Below are 18525 nucleotides of genomic sequence, written 5' to 3' on the forward strand. Positions count from 1 at the left end.
GGTTTATGTATTAAAATCCACTTTTTTGTTTAAAGATCAAACATTTTATTACACTCTTAAGACTGTATTACTCTCTTAAGCGAATAAATTTCGCTGGGTTTCCCCCCACAATATGATAGGGTTCGACATCCTTAGTCACCATACTATTCATACCAATAACCGCATGTTTTCCAATTTTAATACCGTCTTTTATTCCTACATGCGCACCTAACCAAACATCTTGCTCAATTTCAATTCCCTGAGACCGAACAGGCTGTTGGTAAAGTGGACGGTCTAGTTGCATACCATGATCAAATGCATAGAGATGGCAATAAGCAGCTATACGAACTTGGTCATGTAATTTGATGCCAGCTCGCCCACCATCTAAAATACAATGATGGTTAATTGCGACTTCGTTACCAATCTCAAGCGGTCCATGCAAACTACAGTTGGCTGCAATAAAGCAATTATCACCAATCTTAATTTTTCGACCAGGCTCGGCAAAAATATGAGCTAAAGGTGAAATAAAACAGTTCTCACCAATCTCGACTGTCTCCATGTCCATTAAATAAGTCTGATATTCTTTTTGCCACTCTTCAGCCCATGCACGGTTTTTAGGTTTTAGTGTCCAATATAACCACGGCATATAATTTAAACGGTGTTTATGTTGCTCACGGTACTTGAGTAAGGAGTCAGTCATCAGTTAATTCCTCCTCAACTTTTAATTCTTCACGGCCACGCGTAACGTCGCGAAGTTTCAAAGCAAGTGGTTCAATTTGGTGGACTTGTAGTCTAGCTTCAATATCTACACCTGTTGCGGTATAAGTTTCTTGGTATTCTATTTGATGTTGTGAAAGTTCATATTGAAAAATAGCCCATTCATTAAAATGACAAGAAAAGTGAATGGTTTTCTTTGCAATGAGTTCAATTCGTTCAGCTAACAATAAGGATTGCCCTGCACAACCACCATAAGCCCGTACTAAACCACCAGTTCCAAGTTTTATGCCACCATACCAGCGGTTCACCATCACGATGATGTTAGTTAAGTCGTTACCTTCAATAGTCGCCAAGATTGGCCGCCCTGCCGTACCAGATGGCTCGCCATCATCATTAAAGCGGACGTTATGTCCAATTTTCCACGCCCAACATTGATGTGTGGTCGATATATCTTTATTGAGTTCTAAAAATTCTTTTACTTGTTGCTCATTTTCTACTGGCGCAGCAATCGCCTGAAATCTACTTTTTTTAATTTCTTCTTCAAATGTAACAGGTGACGCAATCGTAAAAGCCATAAAATAAATAAAGCATAATAAAAATCAAATTATAGCGTGAATTTAATAGAAGCAAACCCATAAAAAAGCCCCGAATTTCGGGGCTTTTACTATTATCTTTCTCGTAATGCTTCTTTCGCTTTATTAAACGGTTTCAACAAGTAATCCATTACAGTTTTCTCACCAGTACGAATATCTACAGTTGCCACCATACCCGGTGTAATACCAAAAGCTTTACCTTGTTTGTTGTAGAGCTTATCTGTATCAGTGCGGATATAAACACGATAGTAGAACTGATCTTGTTTAACTTCATCACGAATCGTGTCTGGAGAAATAACTGTAACTTTACCTTTTAAACCGCCATAAATTGAATAGTCATAAGCTGTGATCTTCACCAAAGCTTCTTGACCTGGACGAATAAATGCAATGTCACGTGGCAAAATACGCGCTTCAATAAGCAATTGTTCATCAATTGGAACAATGGTCATTAACTTACCATTTTGCGGGATAACACCACCATGCGTTGTCACAGTAATTTCTTTTACAACACCTCGTACAGGCGCTCTAAATACAGCACGATCTAAACTGTCACTACGTCCTAGTACGATTTGTTGTTGAGTTTGGCTATCTGTATTGGCTTTAGATAACTCTTCACGAGCCTTCACATAATACTGGTTACGTGCATCGTTCATTTTATTTTGCAAATCATTTGCTTCACGACGTAAACGTAAAACCTCAACTTCACTCGCTGCGCCTTTCGCAACTAGCGGCTCTGTCATTGCCAGCTCTTGCTGAACCAATTTCAAAGCTTGTCTTAAACCTGACAATGTCTGTTCAAGATCAGCTCTACGAGATTCATACAACGCTGTTTCTTCATGAACAAGCTTAGGGTCTTTTGCAACGATTTCAGGGAAGACTAACGGTGTGCCATTCACTTCTGCACGTAAACGCGCTGATGTGGCCTGAGCTGCAATTAATAAAGATCTAGACTCACCCACATTTGACGCAAAACGCGTTGGGTCTAATTGAGCAAGAATTTCACCTTTTTGAACAATGTCGCCTTCTTGCACATTCAGTTTAGTTAAAATACCGCCTTCTAATGATTGAATCACCTGTTCTTTAGATGATGGAATCACTTTACCTGTACCTGTTGACACTTCTTCTAACTGAAAAAACCATGCCCAAACAAACAAACTAATGAGTCCAATACCTACAATCCAAATCACTAAACTGGCACGTGGTAATGGTGGTTCAGTATAAGATACATTCATTGAACGGGTGAGTTCTTGTTGTGGTTCGCTCATGAATTATCCCCCTTGGCTTACTTGTTTTTGTTGGGCTAATGATTGATTAAGTACTTGATCTCTTGGTCCATCCATCACGATCTTGCCCTCATTCACGACAATAATACGATCGACCAGTTCTAAAACAGCGCGACGGTGTGTCGCCACAACCAATGTTCGATGTGCCAACCACCCTTTAAGGTGATCAATCAGTTGCTTCTCTGCCACATCATCAATCGCTGCTGTTGGTTCATCAAGTAAGAGAATATTAGGTTGACGGATTAATAAACGTGCAAGCAATAAGGCTTGTCTTTGGCCACCAGAGAAACCAACGCCACCTTCTAAAATAAGGTGATCAAGTCCTTCTTTTTTCTCTTGAACAAAAGGAAGTGCCCCTGTCACAACCAATGCACGAAGAATGTCTTCATCCGTTGCAAGCGGTGCGCCTAAGGTTAGATTTTCACGAATCGTACCGTAAAATAAATGAGCATTCTGGTTAAGTAAGCCCATATCACGACGTACATCAGATGGGTCAATTAAAGAAAGATCTAGACCATCTAAATGCACAGCGCCTTGAACTGGAACCTGCATACCAGATAAAAGTTGAAGCAAGGTCGACTTACCTGCACCATTACGACCTAAGATTGCAATTTTTTCACCTGCACGGATCTGCAAATGGCGAATAGCAATACTTGGTTTTGTGTCATCGTCAGTGTATTGGAACAATAAATTTTTTAATTCATAATTTCCGTTTAAGACAGCCTTATGTACTAAATGAGAGCGATCCGCCTGATCGATCGAACGTTGCATGAGTTCATCTAAACTTTGTTTGGCAACTTTCGCTTGCTGTAAACGACCTAACACCCCTGTAATTTGGGCAATCGGCCCCAGCATACGTGAAGATAAAATTGAACATGCCACTAACGCACCTGTGGTCATTTCACCATCCATCACTGCAAAACAGCCAACTAAAACCACAATGGCATACGTTAGACCTTGAATCATTTGGGTCCAAGCCATCAAGGTACCCACAATTTTACGTTGTCTCATACCAATATCGGCTGAAACTTCATTCATGTGATTCCACTGGTTTTGGAAACGTGACTCAGCGCGTAACAGTTTAATGTCCTCAATACCTTGCACCGCTTCCACAAGAATTGCGTTACGGATTGAAGATTCTCTCATACCCTCTTGTGCCAGTTGTGCCAGCTTTTTCTGTACCAAAATACCCGGCAAAATCATGAGAGGAACAACAAGCAACATTACCCAAAATAATTTGCCACCAATAATGGCAAAAATAGTAATGAATAAGAAAAAGAATGGAAAATCTGCAATTGCACTAATGGTGGTTGACGTCACCAGTTCACGAACACCTTCAAGTTCACGAATCTGGGAAATAAAACTACCTGTAGATTTTGAACGTTCCTTGTTTTTAATTCTTAGGGCGTGGCCAAACACACGATCTGAAACACGTAAGTCAGCACGTTTACCGATAATATCGGATAAATAGACCCTTGAAACTCGTAAGGTAAACTCAAAAAGAGCTGCAATCAGCACACCACCTGCCAAAACCCACAAGGTCGGAATTGACTGTGATGGTACAACACGGTCATAGACCTGCATTGAGAAAATAATGGTTGCCAGTGCCAAAATATTGGCAATTAAAGAGGCAAACATAATATCGATATAACGCTTCCAGTCTCTTAAAACAATTGACCAGAACCAGTTTGCTTCGTATGGCTTGATATATTCATCAATACGCGCATCTGGAATAGACATTTCAGGGCGCAAGATATAGACATTTTTAAGTGTCGTTTTCAGTGCTTCTAAAGATAAGTTCTGAGAAAGACCTTGATCTCCACTGAACTGAATACTGACATTTCCTTGCGTATCTGCCTTATCGATAACCCCGACTTGTCCATCATTAAACTCCACCATAACCGGTAAACGCCATGGGTTTAATAAGTCTAACGAGAATGGTGCCTTACGAAGATTTAATCCGACCTGACGCGTCATTAACTGCAAGATGTCATCAAGATTCTGGTTTTGGTTCCAATCAAGTTGTAAGCGAATTCTTTCTTCTGACGGTTCTATTCGGTAATGTTTGGCAATAGTTAAGACCGCCTGTAACCAAGGCTGGTAATTTATTTTTGTCATCATGGTTGTACTTCGAACCCCTGAATTGAAATATTATTTAAGCCGTAGGCTTGGCGGGAACGTCCTGTTGCTTCAATGTACTGAACAATGCTGTTATAAATATCATAGCGTGCTGATTCGAGTTCTGAGTTAGCACTGTGAATGGCTTGTTCGGCATTTAATAAATCGACCAGTGAACGAGTACCAAGCTTGTATTGTTCTTGGTAAAGTTCACGTGTACGAACCGTGGTTGCTTGGCGACTTACCAAAACCTGCATTTGACGCTGTTTATTCTCAATCTGTTCGCGACTGGTTCGAATTTGATCCAGCACATCCATATATACTGAATTTACTTTAGCTTTCGCAGCTTCTTCAGCGTAACTTGCCATTTTTACCTGTGAAGCGGTTGCCCCACCTTGATAAAACTGACTCGTTGCTTCTAGCATGACTGAGCTATATAAACCGTTATCTTTATCGTTATTTGGATTTTTACCATTAATGGCCTGACTAACTGAGCCTTTTACAGCTAAGGTCGGATAGCGAGTTAAACGGGTTTGTTCTTTTTGCGCTTTAGCAACCTCAACACTTGCCTGTGCGGCAATCATTTTAGGAATAGTATTAAACTCAGGCTCTCCATATAGGTCAGATTGCTTCACTAAATCATCAGAAATAATCCAACCTGTACGAGTAACATCAGCACCCAATAATGTTCTTAAATGCTGTTGATACTGACGTAACAATGATTGTTGGGCAATTAAAGTTGACTGTGCAGCTTGTAAGTATGACTGTGCCTGAATTGGGTCAGCTTGACTCGCGACACCCGCATTTGCACGCAGGTTAGCAATATCTTGAATTCTTTGAATACCTGCAATTTGCTGCTCAGCAATTTTATTAAGTTGCAGATAACGCTGAATATTGACGATAGTCTGCGCAACATCAAGCGCAAGGGTATCTACGCTGACCAGAACGTTTGCTTGTTCCACCTGAACTTTAGCTTGTTCAACGCTTACACCTGATTTGATTTTACCAAAATCAAAAAGCATTTGAGTGGCAGTTAAAGTGAGTAACTGCCTTCCTCGTTCTCCAGTGGTCAAGTCACCAGTTGAGACGCCTCCGGCAAGCTGAGGATAGTAACCAGCTTTAGCAACGTCAACACCTGAATTTTGACCTGCTAAAGTTGCAATAGATTGTGAAATATCCGGACTACGCTGAATCGCAATTTTTACTGCATCTTGCAGTGTCAGTTTTTTAGAGGGCAAGGCGTTAAAAGATGAAGCCGAATTGTCATTAAGTTGAACAGTGGGAAATTCCTGCGCAATAGAACGATCTAGCTTAAAATTACTAAGCTCTTGCATCTTGGCTACTTTAAAATCATCACTACTTTTCGGGACAAAAAGTTGTGACAAGTTATCTTTCAGGGTGTGATATTGCTCACTTGGTTTAGCAGCGTATATCACGACAGGTACGTGTAGTGAACTTAAAAGCATTAGCCCTTTCAGGAAAGCTTGCTTTCTACATTTCCCTTTCTTTCTTTTCTGGTTATATCCAATCATGCTTATCTTGTTGATGTTGTTTGTTATCGTTTAAAAGCATCTCCATTCTACAGAGTTTTTTAGTTAAAACAGCATAATTAGCGGAATAAATCACACATTATTTTTTTATTAAATGAGTGGTATATATTATTGTTTTTATTTACAAAACCTCCAAAAATGAAAAAAGAGGCCTTGACCTCTTTTTAACCAAACAGATTAGTGGCTTTAATTAAACTGTAAAATCATCACCCAAATAGACTTTACGAACTTGCTCATTGTCTAAAATCTCTTGTGGCGTACCTTCTGCAATTACTGAGCCTTCACTCACGATATATGCACGCTCACAGATTGCTAAAGTTTCACGAACGTTATGATCTGTAATGAGTACGCCAATGCCACGATCTTTTAAGGTCTGGATAATGTCTTTAATATCACCGACTGAAATTGGATCGACACCCGCAAATGGCTCATCTAAAAGCATAAATTTAGGGTCTGCTGCTAAAGCACGCGCAATCTCTGCACGGCGACGTTCACCACCCGATACACTCATTCCTAATGAGTCTTTAATATGACTAATTTTAAAGTCATTCAATAACTCATGAAGACGTTGTTGACGTTGCTGTTTATTCAAATCTTTACGCGTCTCTAAGATCGACATAATATTTTCAGCAATTGTCAGTTTTCTAAAAATAGAAGCTTCTTGAGGTAAATAACCAATACCTTTACGTGCACGCTCATGCATCGCCAAATCGGACATATCTAAATCGTCAAGATGGATCTCGCCTTTATCCATGCGTACCAGTCCAACGACCATATAGAAGCTCGTCGTTTTACCAGCACCATTAGGACCAAGCAAACCAACAATCTGTCCACTTTGCATACTAAAAGAGACGTCTTTAACTACCCAACGCTTACTATAGTTTTTTGCTAAGTGCTTAATACACAAAGTTTGCGGTTGTTGAAGAGCTTGCTGCATTAGTCACGCGCTCCTGGGAAACTTTTTGAACTTGACGGTGGAATAATAATTTGTACACGGTTTGAAGAAGAGCCTTGAGCTTCGACATCACCTTTATTCATACTATATTTCAGAGAGTTACCACGAATACTTGAACCATCTTGATATAAATATGCACCACCAGACAAAGTAATAATGCCAGTATCAGCATTATAAACAATGGTCTGACCCTCACCACGCGCTAAGCCTTTATTCGCATTGACTTGCTGCTGAAACTTAGCAGGTCTACCCTTTGCAGTGATAACCTGAATTTCACGTTTCGAGTTAAGATTAGCAACAATCGAATCTGCTTGTAGCTTCATCGTACCTTGCTCAATCACAACATTACCGGTATAAGTCGTCAAACCAGTTTTTTCATTATATGTTGCGCGGTCTGCAACCAATGAAATTTGTTGATTACGGTCAGACGGCAAAGCAAACGTCGAAGCAGATGTTAAAGCAACGAATGTAATGACCGCAGCTTGTTTTAGGAAAGCTGAAGAACGTTTTAAATTAAGACTTTGGTGCATACTTTCCTCGAATATTAAAAAATTCGTACTGACCGTTATTCAAATTGCCTTTTAATCCTTTACTCACAAACTCGCCTTGTGGAGACTGAACAATCACTTGATGATTGGTTTCAATATCTCTGTTTTTGGGATAGGCAGTTAACTGATCGGTTTGAAACTCAATTGTTCCTTGAGGTGCAATCTTAGTTGCAACCACATCACCCGATAAGACAACCTTTTGATTATCATCATAGCCATAAGCTTGTTTAGCAAAGAATGTTGCATCAACTTTACCTAATTTATACATAGAGGCATTAAGTTGATCCAACTTCGACGTTTTTTGTTGCATATCCTGTTCAAGCTGACGAACTTCAGCACGAACATATAAATTGCCTTTGTCATCAGTTTGAGTCAAATGGACGCCCTGCGCCGAATAAGTCATATTCTTCGCCGAACCAATGTCCAGTTTTTTTGCCTTGCCACTATAGTAGTAGTAACCACCACTTACAGCAGCAACCACTACAGCAACAATATATAAAACTCTGGTATCCATAAGCAGGAATAGCCTACCTTTTTAAGTAATCTTGTTATTAATGCGGTACTGCAAGATATTTTTCAAGAAGTTCTTGGTAAATGCCTTTTGCGATCAGCAACATATCACAGACTTCACGTACAGCTCCACGACCACCCATCGCTTGGGTAACCAAGTGTGCACGGCGACGCACTTCTTCATGTCCATTTGGCACAGTAACGTTCATTCCGGCAATCGCAAAAGCCGAAAGATCAGGCCAATCATCACCCATATATAAGCAATCAGAAGGCAAAATATTAAACTGTGCACAAGCTTCACGAAGTGCTGAGCCTTTGTCTTCACGACCCTGAAAAACAAGGTCTACACCCAAATCAGACATTCGTTTGTCAACGATATTACTTTTTCGACCAGTAATGATAATGACTTTCATACCTGCTTTTTGAACAAGTTTCATGCCTAAACCATCACGAATATCGAATGATTTAATTTCATCACCCGTATTGGTTAATGTAACAAAGCCATCGCTCAAAATACCATCAACATCCAGAACCAATGCCTGCAAATGACGTGCTTGTTCTAACAATGCATACGATGCCATGAATTAATTCACCCCTGCCTGAATAAGGTCATGCATACTAATTACACCAATCACTTTGTTTTGGTCATCTACCACCACAAACTGACTAATTTTTTTCTGGTTAAGCTGTTGTAACGCTTCTACAGCACGTGCTTCCTGAGAAATAGTTGACGGTTTTTTTGTCATCACATCAGAAACAGGTAAATTCACATCAAAACCTTGCTGTTTATCAATGAGGCGACGTAAGTCCCCATCTGTAAAAATACCGAGCAAATGATCTTGTTCATCAACAATCGTCGTTAAACCCAAACGCTTATTCGAAATTTCATAAAGCACTTGATTCATTGGGGTTTCTGGCGAAACTTTTGGTAGCTCATCGCCTGTATGCATTAAATGTTTTACATGTAAAAGTAAACGCTTACCCAATGCACCTGCTGGATGCGAACGAGCAAAATCATCAGCAGTAAAACCACGTGCTTCTAGTAATGCAACGGCCAAAGCGTCACCTAACACTAATGTTGCCGTCGTACTTGATGTAGGCGCCAAACCTAAAGGACAAGCTTCATCAGACTCACCTAAAGTTAAAGCAATATCCGCATTTTGTGGCATTGGGCCTTTATCAGTACGGCTAATCGTAATCATAGGTACGCCAAGATGTTTAATCAGTGGCATGAGCATCATGATTTCATCGCTTTTTCCAGAGTTGGAAATTGCAATAAGCACATCGCCACGAACCAGCATACCTAAATCGCCATGGCCTGCTTCACCAGGATGCATAAAGAAAGACGGCGTCCCTGTAGAGGCAAATGTTGCCGCCATTTTTCGACCAATATGCCCAGATTTACCCATCCCTGTAATCACAACACGACCTTTACACTGCAACAGTACTTCGCAAGCACGGTTAAAACGGTCATCAATTTGTGTTGCTAATACATCTATGGCTTGTTGCTCAATGCGCAATGTAGCTAATGCACTGCTTTGGAAATCTGTAGGATTAGGCATACGAGTGTGACTCAAAATAATTGATCTGATCTCTCTATTGAGATCGGTGATTTTAATCAAAAGATTTGGGGGCATTCTAGCATAACTCAATCAGTTACACGTTTTTAAATGTATAAGATTTCACAAGCTTATAAAATTAATGCATAAAACTTTTTTAAAAATGATGCATAAGTTATGATGTAACACTATTTTTGTTGAGTGTTTGAAAACCCTTATGCAACCATTTGTTTTATATAACTCTGAGCAACGAAAAAAAGTTGAATTTGTACCTCGCAAAGAAGGTCACATCGATATGTACGTCTGCGGTATGACCGTTTACGACTACTGTCATATCGGGCACGCTCGAGTTATGGTTGCATTTGACTACATTATTCGTTTCTTGCGTAGTCAAGGGTGGAATGTTCGCTACATTCGCAACATTACTGATATTGACGACAAAATCATCAAACGTGCTCAAGAAAATGGTGAAACCATCCAACAGCTCACCACTCGTTTTATTGATGCAATGAATGAAGATGCAGCCAATTTAGGTTGTGCTGCACCCGATGAAGCACCGAAAGCCACTGAATATATCGACCAGATGCAAAATATGATTGGCAATTTGGTCAATAAAGGCGCTGCTTACCCTGCTTCAAACGGCGATGTTTATTTTGAAGTGACCAAATTTGAAAAATATGGTCGCCTTTCTGGCCGTAAGCTTGATGATATGCAAGCTGGTGCAAGTGAACGTGTCGATGTAGAAGTTGAAAAGAAACATCCTTTTGACTTTGTACTTTGGAAACATGCAAAAGAAAACGAACCATCTTGGGCATCTCCTTGGGGTAATGGTCGTCCGGGTTGGCACATCGAATGTTCTGCAATGTCGACTTGCTGCTTAGGCAATCACTTTGACATTCATGGTGGTGGTTCAGATTTAATGTTCCCACACCATGAAAATGAAATTGCTCAAAGTGAAGCTTCAACTGGCGAGCAATATGTGAACTATTGGATGCATGTTGGCTTTATTAACGTTGATGGTGAAAAGATGTCTAAGTCTTTAGGCAACTTCTTCACGATTCGTGACGTGATGGAGAAGTTCCACCCTGAAGTGATTCGCTACTTTATTGTGTCTTCACACTATCGTAGTCCTGTAAACTTCTCTGATGTAGCGCTTAAAGAAGCAAAAACTTCTTTAACTCGTTTCTATCATTCATTTAAAGCTTATCAACAAGTGTATGGTCAAAAGACAACTGAAACGCTTGATCAGAGTTTTATTGAACGCTTTAACAACGCAATGTGTGACGATTTCAATACGGCTGAAGCAATGGCAGTATTGTTTGAACTCAACAAAGAGTTAAACCGTGCTGTAAAAGAAGAGCAAGCTGACCAAGCAACTGTGCTTTATTCGACTTTACGTCACCTCACCAACATTTTAGGTTTGGTACAACACAATGTAGATGATTTCTTAAAATCAGATATTGGACAAGAAGCGCTTGCTTTGTCTGATGCTGAAATTGAAGATTTCATTCAACAACGTGTTGATGCGAAAAAAGCTAAAGACTTTGCGAAAGCAGATGGTATTCGTCAGTCTTTGCTCGACCAAGGTGTGGTACTTGAAGATACGCGTCAAGGTACAGTTTGGCGTCGTGCTGATTAAACGTTCAATTAGATCACAAGAGTGTTGACACTTTAATGAAACACTCTATAATGTGCTCACATTGCGGGAATAGCTCAGTTGGTAGAGCATAACCTTGCCAAGGTTGGGGTCGCGAGTTCGAGTCTCGTTTCCCGCTCCAAAATTCAAAAACCACTTAATTCGAAAGAATTAGGTGGTTTTTTATTGGCCATATATAAATTTAGAGAAGTTTTATCACTCTTCTTTCCATACAAACAAAAGCTTTTATATTTGTAAGATTAAAATTTTTTAATTCTTTATATGTCCAATTTGTTGTAAATAGGCGACGACCATTAACTTTAAATGAGACTCTAATACCTGCTCCACTTTATCTGTTACCTGATTTTCAAGCACTCTTCTTATTAATCCCATAATTGCACCTAAAACAAACTCAGCGACGATCTGACTATCATCAAACTCAATATCCGACGCACTCTCCAATAAATTTGAAACAGCGGCTAACATACGGTCATTCATTCGCTTTGAAAGATCCAATCCCCCTCTTTCTCCTGAAATAGCATATAGCGCCTTTGATTCCTCAGGATTACTTAACTTTGCCAAGATTATTTCATCGACTAAAGCTGAGATTAGAGTCCTAATTGAAGTTTTTTCATATTTCAGGCAAAGCTCTTCAATTTTTTCTGCAACGCGATCAAGATGACGTTGCAAAACTGCAGCTAATAAAGAATCTCGGTTTGGATAGTATTGGTAAATACTACCGACTGATACACCCGCTCTTTCAGCAATACGTGTGGTATTACATTTTACAATTCCTTCTTTGAGTAAAACCTGAATGGTTGCTTCATGAAGAACTTCTATTGTTGCTGTTGAACGCGTCTGAACTGGTGATTTTCGTGGCTTCAGAGCAGTTTTATTTATAGACATAAAATGCGAATTCTAAATGTGAAGGATTCTTCATAAACTTTATCTTTAACAATATTGAAAGTAAAGTCTGAGGAAAACTTATGTCCGATCTTATAAATCTTTCCGACACATACAAACTTGGAAATAAAATTGTAAATAGAATGGGCTATGGTGCAATGCAACTGGCAGGTCACCATGCATTTGGACCACCAAAAGATAAAAATGCTGCAATAAATGTCCTAAAAACCGCCATCGAGTTAGGTATTAATCATATCGATACCAGCGATTTTTATGGCCCTCACATAACCAATCAAATCATTCGAGAGGCTCTATATCCTTATCCAGATGATTTTACCATTGTCACAAAAATTGGAGCAAAGCGTGGAGAAGATGCTTCTTGGCTACCAGCTTTTTCTGCAGAACAAATTGAAAAAGATGTACATGATAATTTGCGTAATTTGGGTCTACAAACTTTAGATGTTGTAAACTTTCGAGCAATGTTTAACCCCATGATGCCTTCCGAAGGTTCCATTGAGGAAGTAGTTGTTGTACTGGCTAAATTAAAAGAAAAAGGTTTAATTCAACATATTGGATTAAGCAATGTTACAGAAACTCAAATTACTGAAGCTGAAAAAATCACAGATATTGCTTGTGTACAAAACCAATATAATTTATTCAATCGCCAAGATGATGTATTAATTGATCAACTGGCTAGGAAAGGAATTTGTTATGTACCCTTTTTTCCGCTAGGTGGTTTTACACCTTTTCAATCAGATACATTATCTGCTATAGCAAATGATCTTGGTGCAACTCCAAAACAAGTCGCATTGGCATGGCTATTAAAACGATCGCCTAATATCTTATTAATTCCTGGCACATCATCGGTAGCTCATTTAGAAGAAAATATTGGTGCTTCCAAATTGATATTGTCAGATGAAGTCTACAATTTACTAAGCTCTTTAAATAACAGCTAATTGTTTGGCTGGAAGTAAGTTCCAGCCAATGCCAAGATTCCAAAATTTAAATCACTTAATTTGAGAGAGAATTAGGTGGTTTTGGCCATTAGTATTAAAAATCTATGTAAAGCCTTTTATTACTATTAGGACACTACCACCTTCTTTATTAGCTCAATTTCATATATACTAGCCTCAGTATGAGATGAGCCTTATATAGTTCATTGCTAGATCAATGAATGACTAAGCCCTTAGCTTTCGAGCAAGGGCTTTTTTACGCCCAAAATAAAGTATTAACAATAATTCATTTAACCTTTTGCACTTGAGTATCTGAACCTCTGAGCACTTTTCCATCTTGTCCAACGGGTGCCATAAATGGAATTTGCTGACCTGTATTTTTATCAATTAATAGAGAATGGCGCTCACCACTTTCAAATAAGTTTTGTTCTCCCCATTGTCGTAAAGCTACCACTACTGGAAACAAACTCTCTCCTTTAGCAGTCAATACATACTCCTGATAAGCCGTACCATCAGAAGCATCTTGCATTTCAAGAACACCAGCATCTACTAACTTTTTCAGTCGATCAGAAAGAATATTTCTAGCCACTCCTAAGCTCTGCTGAAAATCTTTAAAACGGCGCATTCCATCAAAAGCATCACGCACAATAAGCAGTGACCATCGGTCTCCTATAAGGTTGACGCAGCGCGCAACAGGACAAGGCTCATCTTTTAACAATGTAGAGTTCGTCATTGAGTTTCCTTATCAATAATCAGTAACAAGCCATCTAGTTGCATTTTAAAACTAGTAGACTTAACATTCAACTGGTTGCATTTTAAAACTAGATTAAATGGATTTAGGCCATGAAAGCTTCTCTTGCATCTTCTACTTCACACGCCAAAAGTGATAAACCGCTTTCAAGCATGCCCCGTGGCGTAATTTTGCTGTTTGCTATAGCCAGTGGTGCGAGTGTGGCAAATGTCTATTATGCGCAGCCTTTGCTCGACATATTGGCTAAAGACTTTAATATTAGCCATGCCTCAATAGGTGGTGTAGTGACAGCCACACAAATTGGCTGCGCTCTTGCTCTATTGTTTCTAGTACCGTTGGGTGATCTTGTAAATCGACGTCGATTAATGACCCTACAATTATTGGCTTTAGTATCTGCATTGCTCGTGGTTGCCTTTGCTCATTCTGTAAGTGTTCTATTGGCAGGAATGCTTGCTGTCGGTTTACTCGGCACAGCCATGACTCAAGGGCTAATTGCTTATTCTGCAAGCGCTGCTGCCCCACATGAGCAAGGACATATAGTAGGTACCGCACAAAGTGGTGTATTTATAGGTTTACTGCTTGCCCGGATATTTTCAGGAGGAATTAGCGATATTGCTGGTTGGCGTGGTGTGTACTTTTGCGCAGCAATACTTATGCTCATCCTTGCGTTGCCACTTTGGAAACGCCTTCCTCATTTAAAAACTCAGTCTGTTAACATGCGCTACCTACAGCTTTTAACATCCATGTTCAAACTGATTCACCAAGAGAAAGTTTTACAAGTACGCGGTGTTTTAGCTTTACTGATGTTCGCGGCATTTAATATTTTTTGGAGCGCGTTGGTACTGCCGTTAAGTGCACCACCATATAGTTTTTCGCACACTGTAATTGGGGCTTTTGGACTTGTCGGGGCTGTAGGTGCATTAGCTGCCGCACGAGCTGGGCACTGGGCTGACCACGGTTATGGTCAACGTACAAGCGCCATAGCACTCTTAATATTGCTAAGCGCATGGGTACCACTCTCGCTCATGGACTACTCACTTTGGGCGCTCATAATTGGCATAGTACTGTTAGATTTAGGTGGTCAAGCTCTGCATGTAACCAACCAGAGTATGATTTTCCGTACTCATCCAGAAGCGCATAGTCGGCTCGTTGGGCTATACATGCTCTTTTACGCGGTAGGAAGTGGGCTAGGTGCAATTAGCACAACTGTTACTTACGCTTATGCTGGATGGCTGGGCGTATGTACACTCGGTGCAAGTGTTAGTTGTTTGGCGCTATTATTTTGGTGGATAACACGTAAAGTCTCTTAAATATCGATAAAATCTAGCCTCAAATAAAAAAACCACATCACCCAACAGAGTAATGCGGTCTTTTTTAAGAGTTAATTTAATGAGCTGTCTGTGCTGCTTTAGGTTTAAAGACCGTTAAACAAATCACAATAAAAGCCAACAAAACAAAAGATGCGCTAAATCTACTTAGCTCTAATCCACCATGTGCAATGGGTTTATCGAGGAAATCACCTAAAACAGCCCCGAGTGGTCGAGTAAGAACAAAGGCTAACCAGAATAATAAGGTTCTTGAGATTTTGGTATAAAAATAGCAAATTGCTAATACCAATAATAAAGTACCAAAAATTAAAGCCGCGCTCGTATAGCCCAACCCTTGGGTATCTGCAGTCCAGTCACCTAATGCTGTCCCTAATGTTTGAGAGAACATGATGGTTAACCAATAAAAAGCTTCGCTTTTAGCAGACTGAATGCTTTTTACCGAAATTGTGCCGCAACTTAAATACCAAACAAACAGAGAGACGCCTAATAAAATAAGTAATATTAAACTACCCCCTGCATAGCCCACGCCTAAAGTTCGGTCAACAAAATCGGCAATTGTGGTTCCGAGCGTGGTCGTCGCAATAATAGTCGCCCAATAAAAAAATGAATTATAGTTCTTAGCTTTAATTTGCAAGCCAACAAAAACTGCAAATATCACTGCGAAAATAGCTGTACTAATCACATACCCTAAGTTCAGGGACATAGATAGCGCATCTCCAGCTGTCTCGCCCAAAGTTGTGGCAGCAATTTTAATGATCCAAAATAGCAAAGTGACTTCTGGAACTTTACTTAAACTTTTAGATAAACTTTCATGACTTATCATTGTATGTTCTCCAAACATACTTACTGATTCGCCCATATCTAAGAGTTCCAGCCTTAAGCTCAAATTAAGAGTAAAAATAAACTACAAATTTTGCCTATAATGAGTACTTTTAATAACTAGAAGACATAATTAGCCTTTTATTTGTTGTAAACATTTTGCAATGCACAACCGTTTAATAATCATGTCATAAAAGCTAAATGAGCTATAAACATAGTGGAATGTGGCACCTATTTTTATAGTATCCGATGCAGCATTTTTTTAAATTATTTAGTTAATTGAAATAAAAAACCTACTCAATGAGTAGGTTCGATTTACATGTAAGTTCAGCTTATAGAACTTTTGATTAAACATTTTTCATGCCATGCCGTTTGAAAGTCTTCAACAGCTTTTGTCTTAGTCAAAGGATCTTCAAATAACTTTGAAGAATATGCTGTATCAATAAGCTGTTGATACAACTGCTTTGCCTCTACTTCTTCAAGATGACTCGCAATCTCTTGTAGTTCAATCACTGGCACATCATGCTGTCTTGCATCCATCACTCCTTTTGCAGCATTTTTCACAAGCTGACAATAGTGAATCTCCATTGTTTCTGATGCCGCATAACATGGAAGTGTGATAGCGCTCATAAAGAGGAATATAAATTTCATAGTCTCACCTTAATTTCACGCGCAAGGGTAGCAATTTATCCTCTAAAATTTAAGTCTCAAAAGATCAACTTTTAAATTAGGCAAACCTCCCCATCACAATATATAAATAAATTCCTAGATTTTTTAGCTAGATTCTTTATCAAGATTACGACCTACTGAATGTATAATTTCTAATTAATTCAAAAAATATACTTTATGACTATCGATCATTTCGCCTCTAAAAGTCATTAAAATTTAAAAATAAATATCGTCTTAATTGCCCTACAGCATATTATTACTATTGCTTACCTCTCTGAAAATTTAAGAAAAACTTAATTAATGAGTAAATTATAATAATCATCTTATCTGTTATATTTTTTTAAAAAAACTCTGTATCTATGATTACACATCGAATCTGTTCATGATGGTACATATCTAGACACGAGGTAGCTAACATGAATTTTTTGAGAAAGAAAAATAAAGCTAGTTTTGTATTATTTATTATTACTCTCTACTCAATGTTAGGGTTTGGCATCGGCTTTATTATTTGGGAATATTTTCTTAAACTTCATTGATTTAAAATTTTGAAGTTACAAAGTGTAATTTAGAAGAGCTTTCGTTAAGATTAAATACACTAAAATGTTTGTTTAGCAAGCACATGGTTAAAGTAACTGTATCAAGTACCTTTCAACAATTTGTTATTTCAGGGTTAAAAGGTACTTGGTTAGAAATAAAAACTAGTGTTTGATAATTTCAGCGTTAATCTCTGCACTTATTTCTTTACTACGGTGATACGCTGCTTTTAAAGCAAGTCGAATATCATCAGAAAGATTGCCTAATTCAAACATCCGTAATGCAGATTCAGTGATTCCATTAGCCAATGTCACCTTTCCACATAACTCACTTGGCTGAACGTTACTTTTACGTACCATTTCCACAGCACCCGATGCAGCTTGTAGTGCTAGATCTAAAGCAAATTGCTTATCTAAACCCATAGCCGTACCTGTTTTGATCATACTGTCGAGAATATAAAAGAAATAAGCTGGCCCTGAACCTGATAGCGCAATAATCGCATCAGCGTCTGATTCAGAATGCGCCCAATACGTCTTACCTGTTGCTGAATAAATTACCTCAATGACCTCTTTATCTAAAGGTTCCAAGTATTCAGAACCAATCAGCACATGTGTACCGCTATAAGTTAATACTGGGGGGTTTGAAATAATTCGTATAATTTTTTGTGAGCCCGTCATACTCATAAGTTGTTTAATATTCACCCCAGCCATCATCGACACTATAGTTTTATCTACTAACCATTTTTTTAATGGCGCTAGTATGGCTTTTAAGTTTTTGGGATCTAATAACAGAACAACAATATCAGCCTTTTTTACCTCATGCTGCTTTTGCTTGAGAATGATTTCATTATCAAACTTTACTTCTTCTATAAGATTAATTTTTTCTTTTTGAAATCCCTTTAAAACTAAACCTCCAATCAAAGCTAAAGACAAATTACTGCTGCCAATAAAGCAAATATTAGGCTGTACTATATTCAACATTTAGAGTTATTTCCTTCCTTTAGATACACTACAAAAAGAAATATTATTTATGACTTAAGTCATAGACCGTTAAAACTATAAAAATTTAATAAACTTTTATAAATATTAAGTTTAATTTTACAACAAAGTTATATTCTGAG

19 protein-coding genes and 1 tRNA gene are annotated in these 18525 nt (G+C 38.7%); 5 read left to right on the forward strand and 15 right to left on the reverse strand.

Annotation, left to right across the window (positions count from 1 at the left end; all coding sequences use genetic code 11):
* Positions 1–67: 67 nt before the first annotated feature.
* From I8T81_RS12755 to I8T81_RS12800, 10 genes are all read right to left on the reverse strand, one after another.
* The gene (locus tag I8T81_RS12755) at positions 68–679 is read right to left on the reverse strand and encodes a DapH/DapD/GlmU-related protein (RefSeq protein ID WP_198071370.1); all 612 of its coding nucleotides are present in this window, start codon (positions 677–679) and stop codon (positions 68–70) included.
* On the reverse strand, positions 672–1271 hold the full coding sequence (locus I8T81_RS12760) for an IMPACT family protein (RefSeq protein ID WP_004702645.1): 600 nt from the start codon (positions 1269–1271) through the stop codon (positions 672–674). The genes I8T81_RS12755 and I8T81_RS12760 overlap by 8 nt, the downstream gene beginning before the upstream one ends.
* Before the next feature lie 92 nt (positions 1272–1363).
* Positions 1364–2554: an HlyD family efflux transporter periplasmic adaptor subunit gene (locus I8T81_RS12765; RefSeq protein WP_019457393.1), complete on the reverse strand. Its 1191-nt coding sequence runs from the start codon at positions 2552–2554 to the stop codon at positions 1364–1366.
* A gap of 3 nt (positions 2555–2557) precedes the next feature.
* Positions 2558–4693 (reverse strand): type I secretion system permease/ATPase, encoded by a 2136-nt coding sequence (locus tag I8T81_RS12770; RefSeq protein ID WP_077168234.1) that lies wholly within the window; start codon positions 4691–4693, stop codon positions 2558–2560.
* A complete protein-coding gene (locus I8T81_RS12775) occupies positions 4690–6156 on the reverse strand; it encodes a TolC family protein (protein WP_019457395.1) in 1467 nt (488 codons plus the stop codon). The genes I8T81_RS12770 and I8T81_RS12775 overlap by 4 nt, the downstream gene beginning before the upstream one ends.
* Before the next feature lie 274 nt (positions 6157–6430).
* Positions 6431–7177, reverse strand: a complete 747-nt coding sequence (gene lptB / locus I8T81_RS12780) for an LPS export ABC transporter ATP-binding protein (protein WP_002051056.1) — start codon at positions 7175–7177, stop codon at positions 6431–6433.
* Positions 7177–7725: a lipopolysaccharide transport periplasmic protein LptA gene (gene lptA, locus I8T81_RS12785; protein WP_004702651.1), complete on the reverse strand. Its 549-nt coding sequence runs from the start codon at positions 7723–7725 to the stop codon at positions 7177–7179. Before lptA ends, lptB begins: the two co-directional genes overlap by 1 nt.
* Positions 7709–8257, reverse strand: coding sequence for an LPS export ABC transporter periplasmic protein LptC (lptC, locus tag I8T81_RS12790; RefSeq protein ID WP_004702654.1), 549 nt, complete (start codon positions 8255–8257; stop codon positions 7709–7711). The genes lptA and lptC overlap by 17 nt, the downstream gene beginning before the upstream one ends.
* 37 nt (positions 8258–8294) lie before the next feature.
* Entirely contained in the window at positions 8295–8834 is a 540-nt protein-coding gene (locus I8T81_RS12795) for a KdsC family phosphatase (protein ID WP_004702656.1), read from the reverse strand.
* A gap of 3 nt (positions 8835–8837) precedes the next feature.
* On the reverse strand, positions 8838–9815 hold the full coding sequence (locus I8T81_RS12800) for a KpsF/GutQ family sugar-phosphate isomerase (RefSeq protein WP_019457396.1): 978 nt from the start codon (positions 9813–9815) through the stop codon (positions 8838–8840).
* 214 nt (positions 9816–10029) lie between these two features.
* Here I8T81_RS12800 and cysS point away from each other — a divergent pair, with 214 nt between their 5' ends.
* Both cysS and I8T81_RS12810 read left to right on the forward strand, forming a co-directional pair.
* Positions 10030–11451, forward strand: coding sequence for a cysteine--tRNA ligase (gene cysS / locus I8T81_RS12805; RefSeq protein ID WP_032064088.1), 1422 nt, complete (start codon positions 10030–10032; stop codon positions 11449–11451).
* 63 nt (positions 11452–11514) lie between these two features.
* Positions 11515–11590: transfer RNA gene (locus I8T81_RS12810), tRNA-Gly, on the forward strand.
* Positions 11591–11718: 128 nt separating this feature from the next.
* On the opposite strand, the gene I8T81_RS12815 is transcribed toward I8T81_RS12810, so the two are convergent.
* Positions 11719–12354 (reverse strand): TetR/AcrR family transcriptional regulator, encoded by a 636-nt coding sequence (locus tag I8T81_RS12815; protein WP_198071371.1) that lies wholly within the window; start codon positions 12352–12354, stop codon positions 11719–11721.
* An 80-nt stretch (positions 12355–12434) separates the two neighbouring features.
* Here I8T81_RS12815 and I8T81_RS12820 point away from each other — a divergent pair, with 80 nt between their 5' ends.
* On the forward strand, positions 12435–13307 hold the full coding sequence (locus tag I8T81_RS12820) for an aldo/keto reductase family oxidoreductase (protein ID WP_198071372.1): 873 nt from the start codon (positions 12435–12437) through the stop codon (positions 13305–13307).
* A 283-nt stretch (positions 13308–13590) separates the two neighbouring features.
* Here I8T81_RS12820 and I8T81_RS12825 read toward each other — a convergent pair whose 3' ends face one another.
* The gene (locus I8T81_RS12825) at positions 13591–14037 is read right to left on the reverse strand and encodes a winged helix-turn-helix transcriptional regulator (protein WP_198071373.1); all 447 of its coding nucleotides are present in this window, start codon (positions 14035–14037) and stop codon (positions 13591–13593) included.
* A 110-nt stretch (positions 14038–14147) separates the two neighbouring features.
* Here I8T81_RS12825 and I8T81_RS12830 point away from each other — a divergent pair, with 110 nt between their 5' ends.
* Positions 14148–15365: an MFS transporter gene (locus I8T81_RS12830; protein ID WP_198071374.1), complete on the forward strand. Its 1218-nt coding sequence runs from the start codon at positions 14148–14150 to the stop codon at positions 15363–15365.
* Between the two features lie 76 nt (positions 15366–15441).
* Here I8T81_RS12830 and I8T81_RS12835 read toward each other — a convergent pair whose 3' ends face one another.
* Positions 15442–16206, reverse strand: coding sequence for a COG4705 family protein (locus I8T81_RS12835; protein ID WP_198071375.1), 765 nt, complete (start codon positions 16204–16206; stop codon positions 15442–15444).
* Between the two features lie 323 nt (positions 16207–16529).
* Entirely contained in the window at positions 16530–16853 is a 324-nt protein-coding gene (locus I8T81_RS12840; RefSeq protein WP_004702672.1) for a hypothetical protein, read from the reverse strand.
* Positions 16854–17287: 434 nt separating this feature from the next.
* On the opposite strand from I8T81_RS12840, the gene I8T81_RS12845 reads away from it, so the two are divergent.
* On the forward strand, positions 17288–17407 hold the full coding sequence (locus I8T81_RS12845; RefSeq protein ID WP_004702673.1) for a hypothetical protein: 120 nt from the start codon (positions 17288–17290) through the stop codon (positions 17405–17407).
* Between the two features lie 162 nt (positions 17408–17569).
* Here I8T81_RS12845 and I8T81_RS12850 read toward each other — a convergent pair whose 3' ends face one another.
* Positions 17570–18385, reverse strand: a complete 816-nt coding sequence (locus I8T81_RS12850; protein WP_004702676.1) for a pyrroline-5-carboxylate reductase family protein — start codon at positions 18383–18385, stop codon at positions 17570–17572.
* Between the last annotated feature and the right edge of the window lie 140 nt (positions 18386–18525).

The sequence above is a fragment of the Acinetobacter seifertii genome (assembly GCF_016064815.1).
GTDB classification, from domain to species: domain Bacteria; phylum Pseudomonadota; class Gammaproteobacteria; order Pseudomonadales; family Moraxellaceae; genus Acinetobacter; species Acinetobacter seifertii.

Coding starts and splice junctions, on each gene's coding strand:
- I8T81_RS12775 (WP_019457395.1), bottom strand. CDS start 6,156: ATGCTTTTAAGTTCACTACACGTACCTGTCGTGATATACGCTGCTAAA.
- cysS (WP_032064088.1), top strand. CDS start 10,030: ATGCAACCATTTGTTTTATATAACTCTGAGCAACGAAAAAAAGTTGAA.
- I8T81_RS12770 (WP_077168234.1), bottom strand. CDS start 4,693: ATGATGACAAAAATAAATTACCAGCCTTGGTTACAGGCGGTCTTAACT.
- I8T81_RS12765 (WP_019457393.1), bottom strand. CDS start 2,554: ATGAGCGAACCACAACAAGAACTCACCCGTTCAATGAATGTATCTTAT.
- lptC (WP_004702654.1), bottom strand. CDS start 8,257: ATGGATACCAGAGTTTTATATATTGTTGCTGTAGTGGTTGCTGCTGTA.
- I8T81_RS12760 (WP_004702645.1), bottom strand. CDS start 1,271: ATGGCTTTTACGATTGCGTCACCTGTTACATTTGAAGAAGAAATTAAA.
- I8T81_RS12835 (WP_198071375.1), bottom strand. CDS start 16,206: ATGATAAGTCATGAAAGTTTATCTAAAAGTTTAAGTAAAGTTCCAGAA.
- I8T81_RS12845 (WP_004702673.1), top strand. CDS start 17,288: ATGAATTTTTTGAGAAAGAAAAATAAAGCTAGTTTTGTATTATTTATT.
- I8T81_RS12815 (WP_198071371.1), bottom strand. CDS start 12,354: ATGTCTATAAATAAAACTGCTCTGAAGCCACGAAAATCACCAGTTCAG.
- I8T81_RS12820 (WP_198071372.1), top strand. CDS start 12,435: ATGTCCGATCTTATAAATCTTTCCGACACATACAAACTTGGAAATAAA.
- I8T81_RS12800 (WP_019457396.1), bottom strand. CDS start 9,815: ATGCCTAATCCTACAGATTTCCAAAGCAGTGCATTAGCTACATTGCGC.
- I8T81_RS12840 (WP_004702672.1), bottom strand. CDS start 16,853: ATGAAATTTATATTCCTCTTTATGAGCGCTATCACACTTCCATGTTAT.
- I8T81_RS12755 (WP_198071370.1), bottom strand. CDS start 679: ATGACTGACTCCTTACTCAAGTACCGTGAGCAACATAAACACCGTTTA.
- I8T81_RS12825 (WP_198071373.1), bottom strand. CDS start 14,037: ATGACGAACTCTACATTGTTAAAAGATGAGCCTTGTCCTGTTGCGCGC.
- I8T81_RS12850 (WP_004702676.1), bottom strand. CDS start 18,385: ATGTTGAATATAGTACAGCCTAATATTTGCTTTATTGGCAGCAGTAAT.
- I8T81_RS12795 (WP_004702656.1), bottom strand. CDS start 8,834: ATGGCATCGTATGCATTGTTAGAACAAGCACGTCATTTGCAGGCATTG.
- I8T81_RS12830 (WP_198071374.1), top strand. CDS start 14,148: ATGAAAGCTTCTCTTGCATCTTCTACTTCACACGCCAAAAGTGATAAA.
- lptA (WP_004702651.1), bottom strand. CDS start 7,725: ATGCACCAAAGTCTTAATTTAAAACGTTCTTCAGCTTTCCTAAAACAA.
- lptB (WP_002051056.1), bottom strand. CDS start 7,177: ATGCAGCAAGCTCTTCAACAACCGCAAACTTTGTGTATTAAGCACTTA.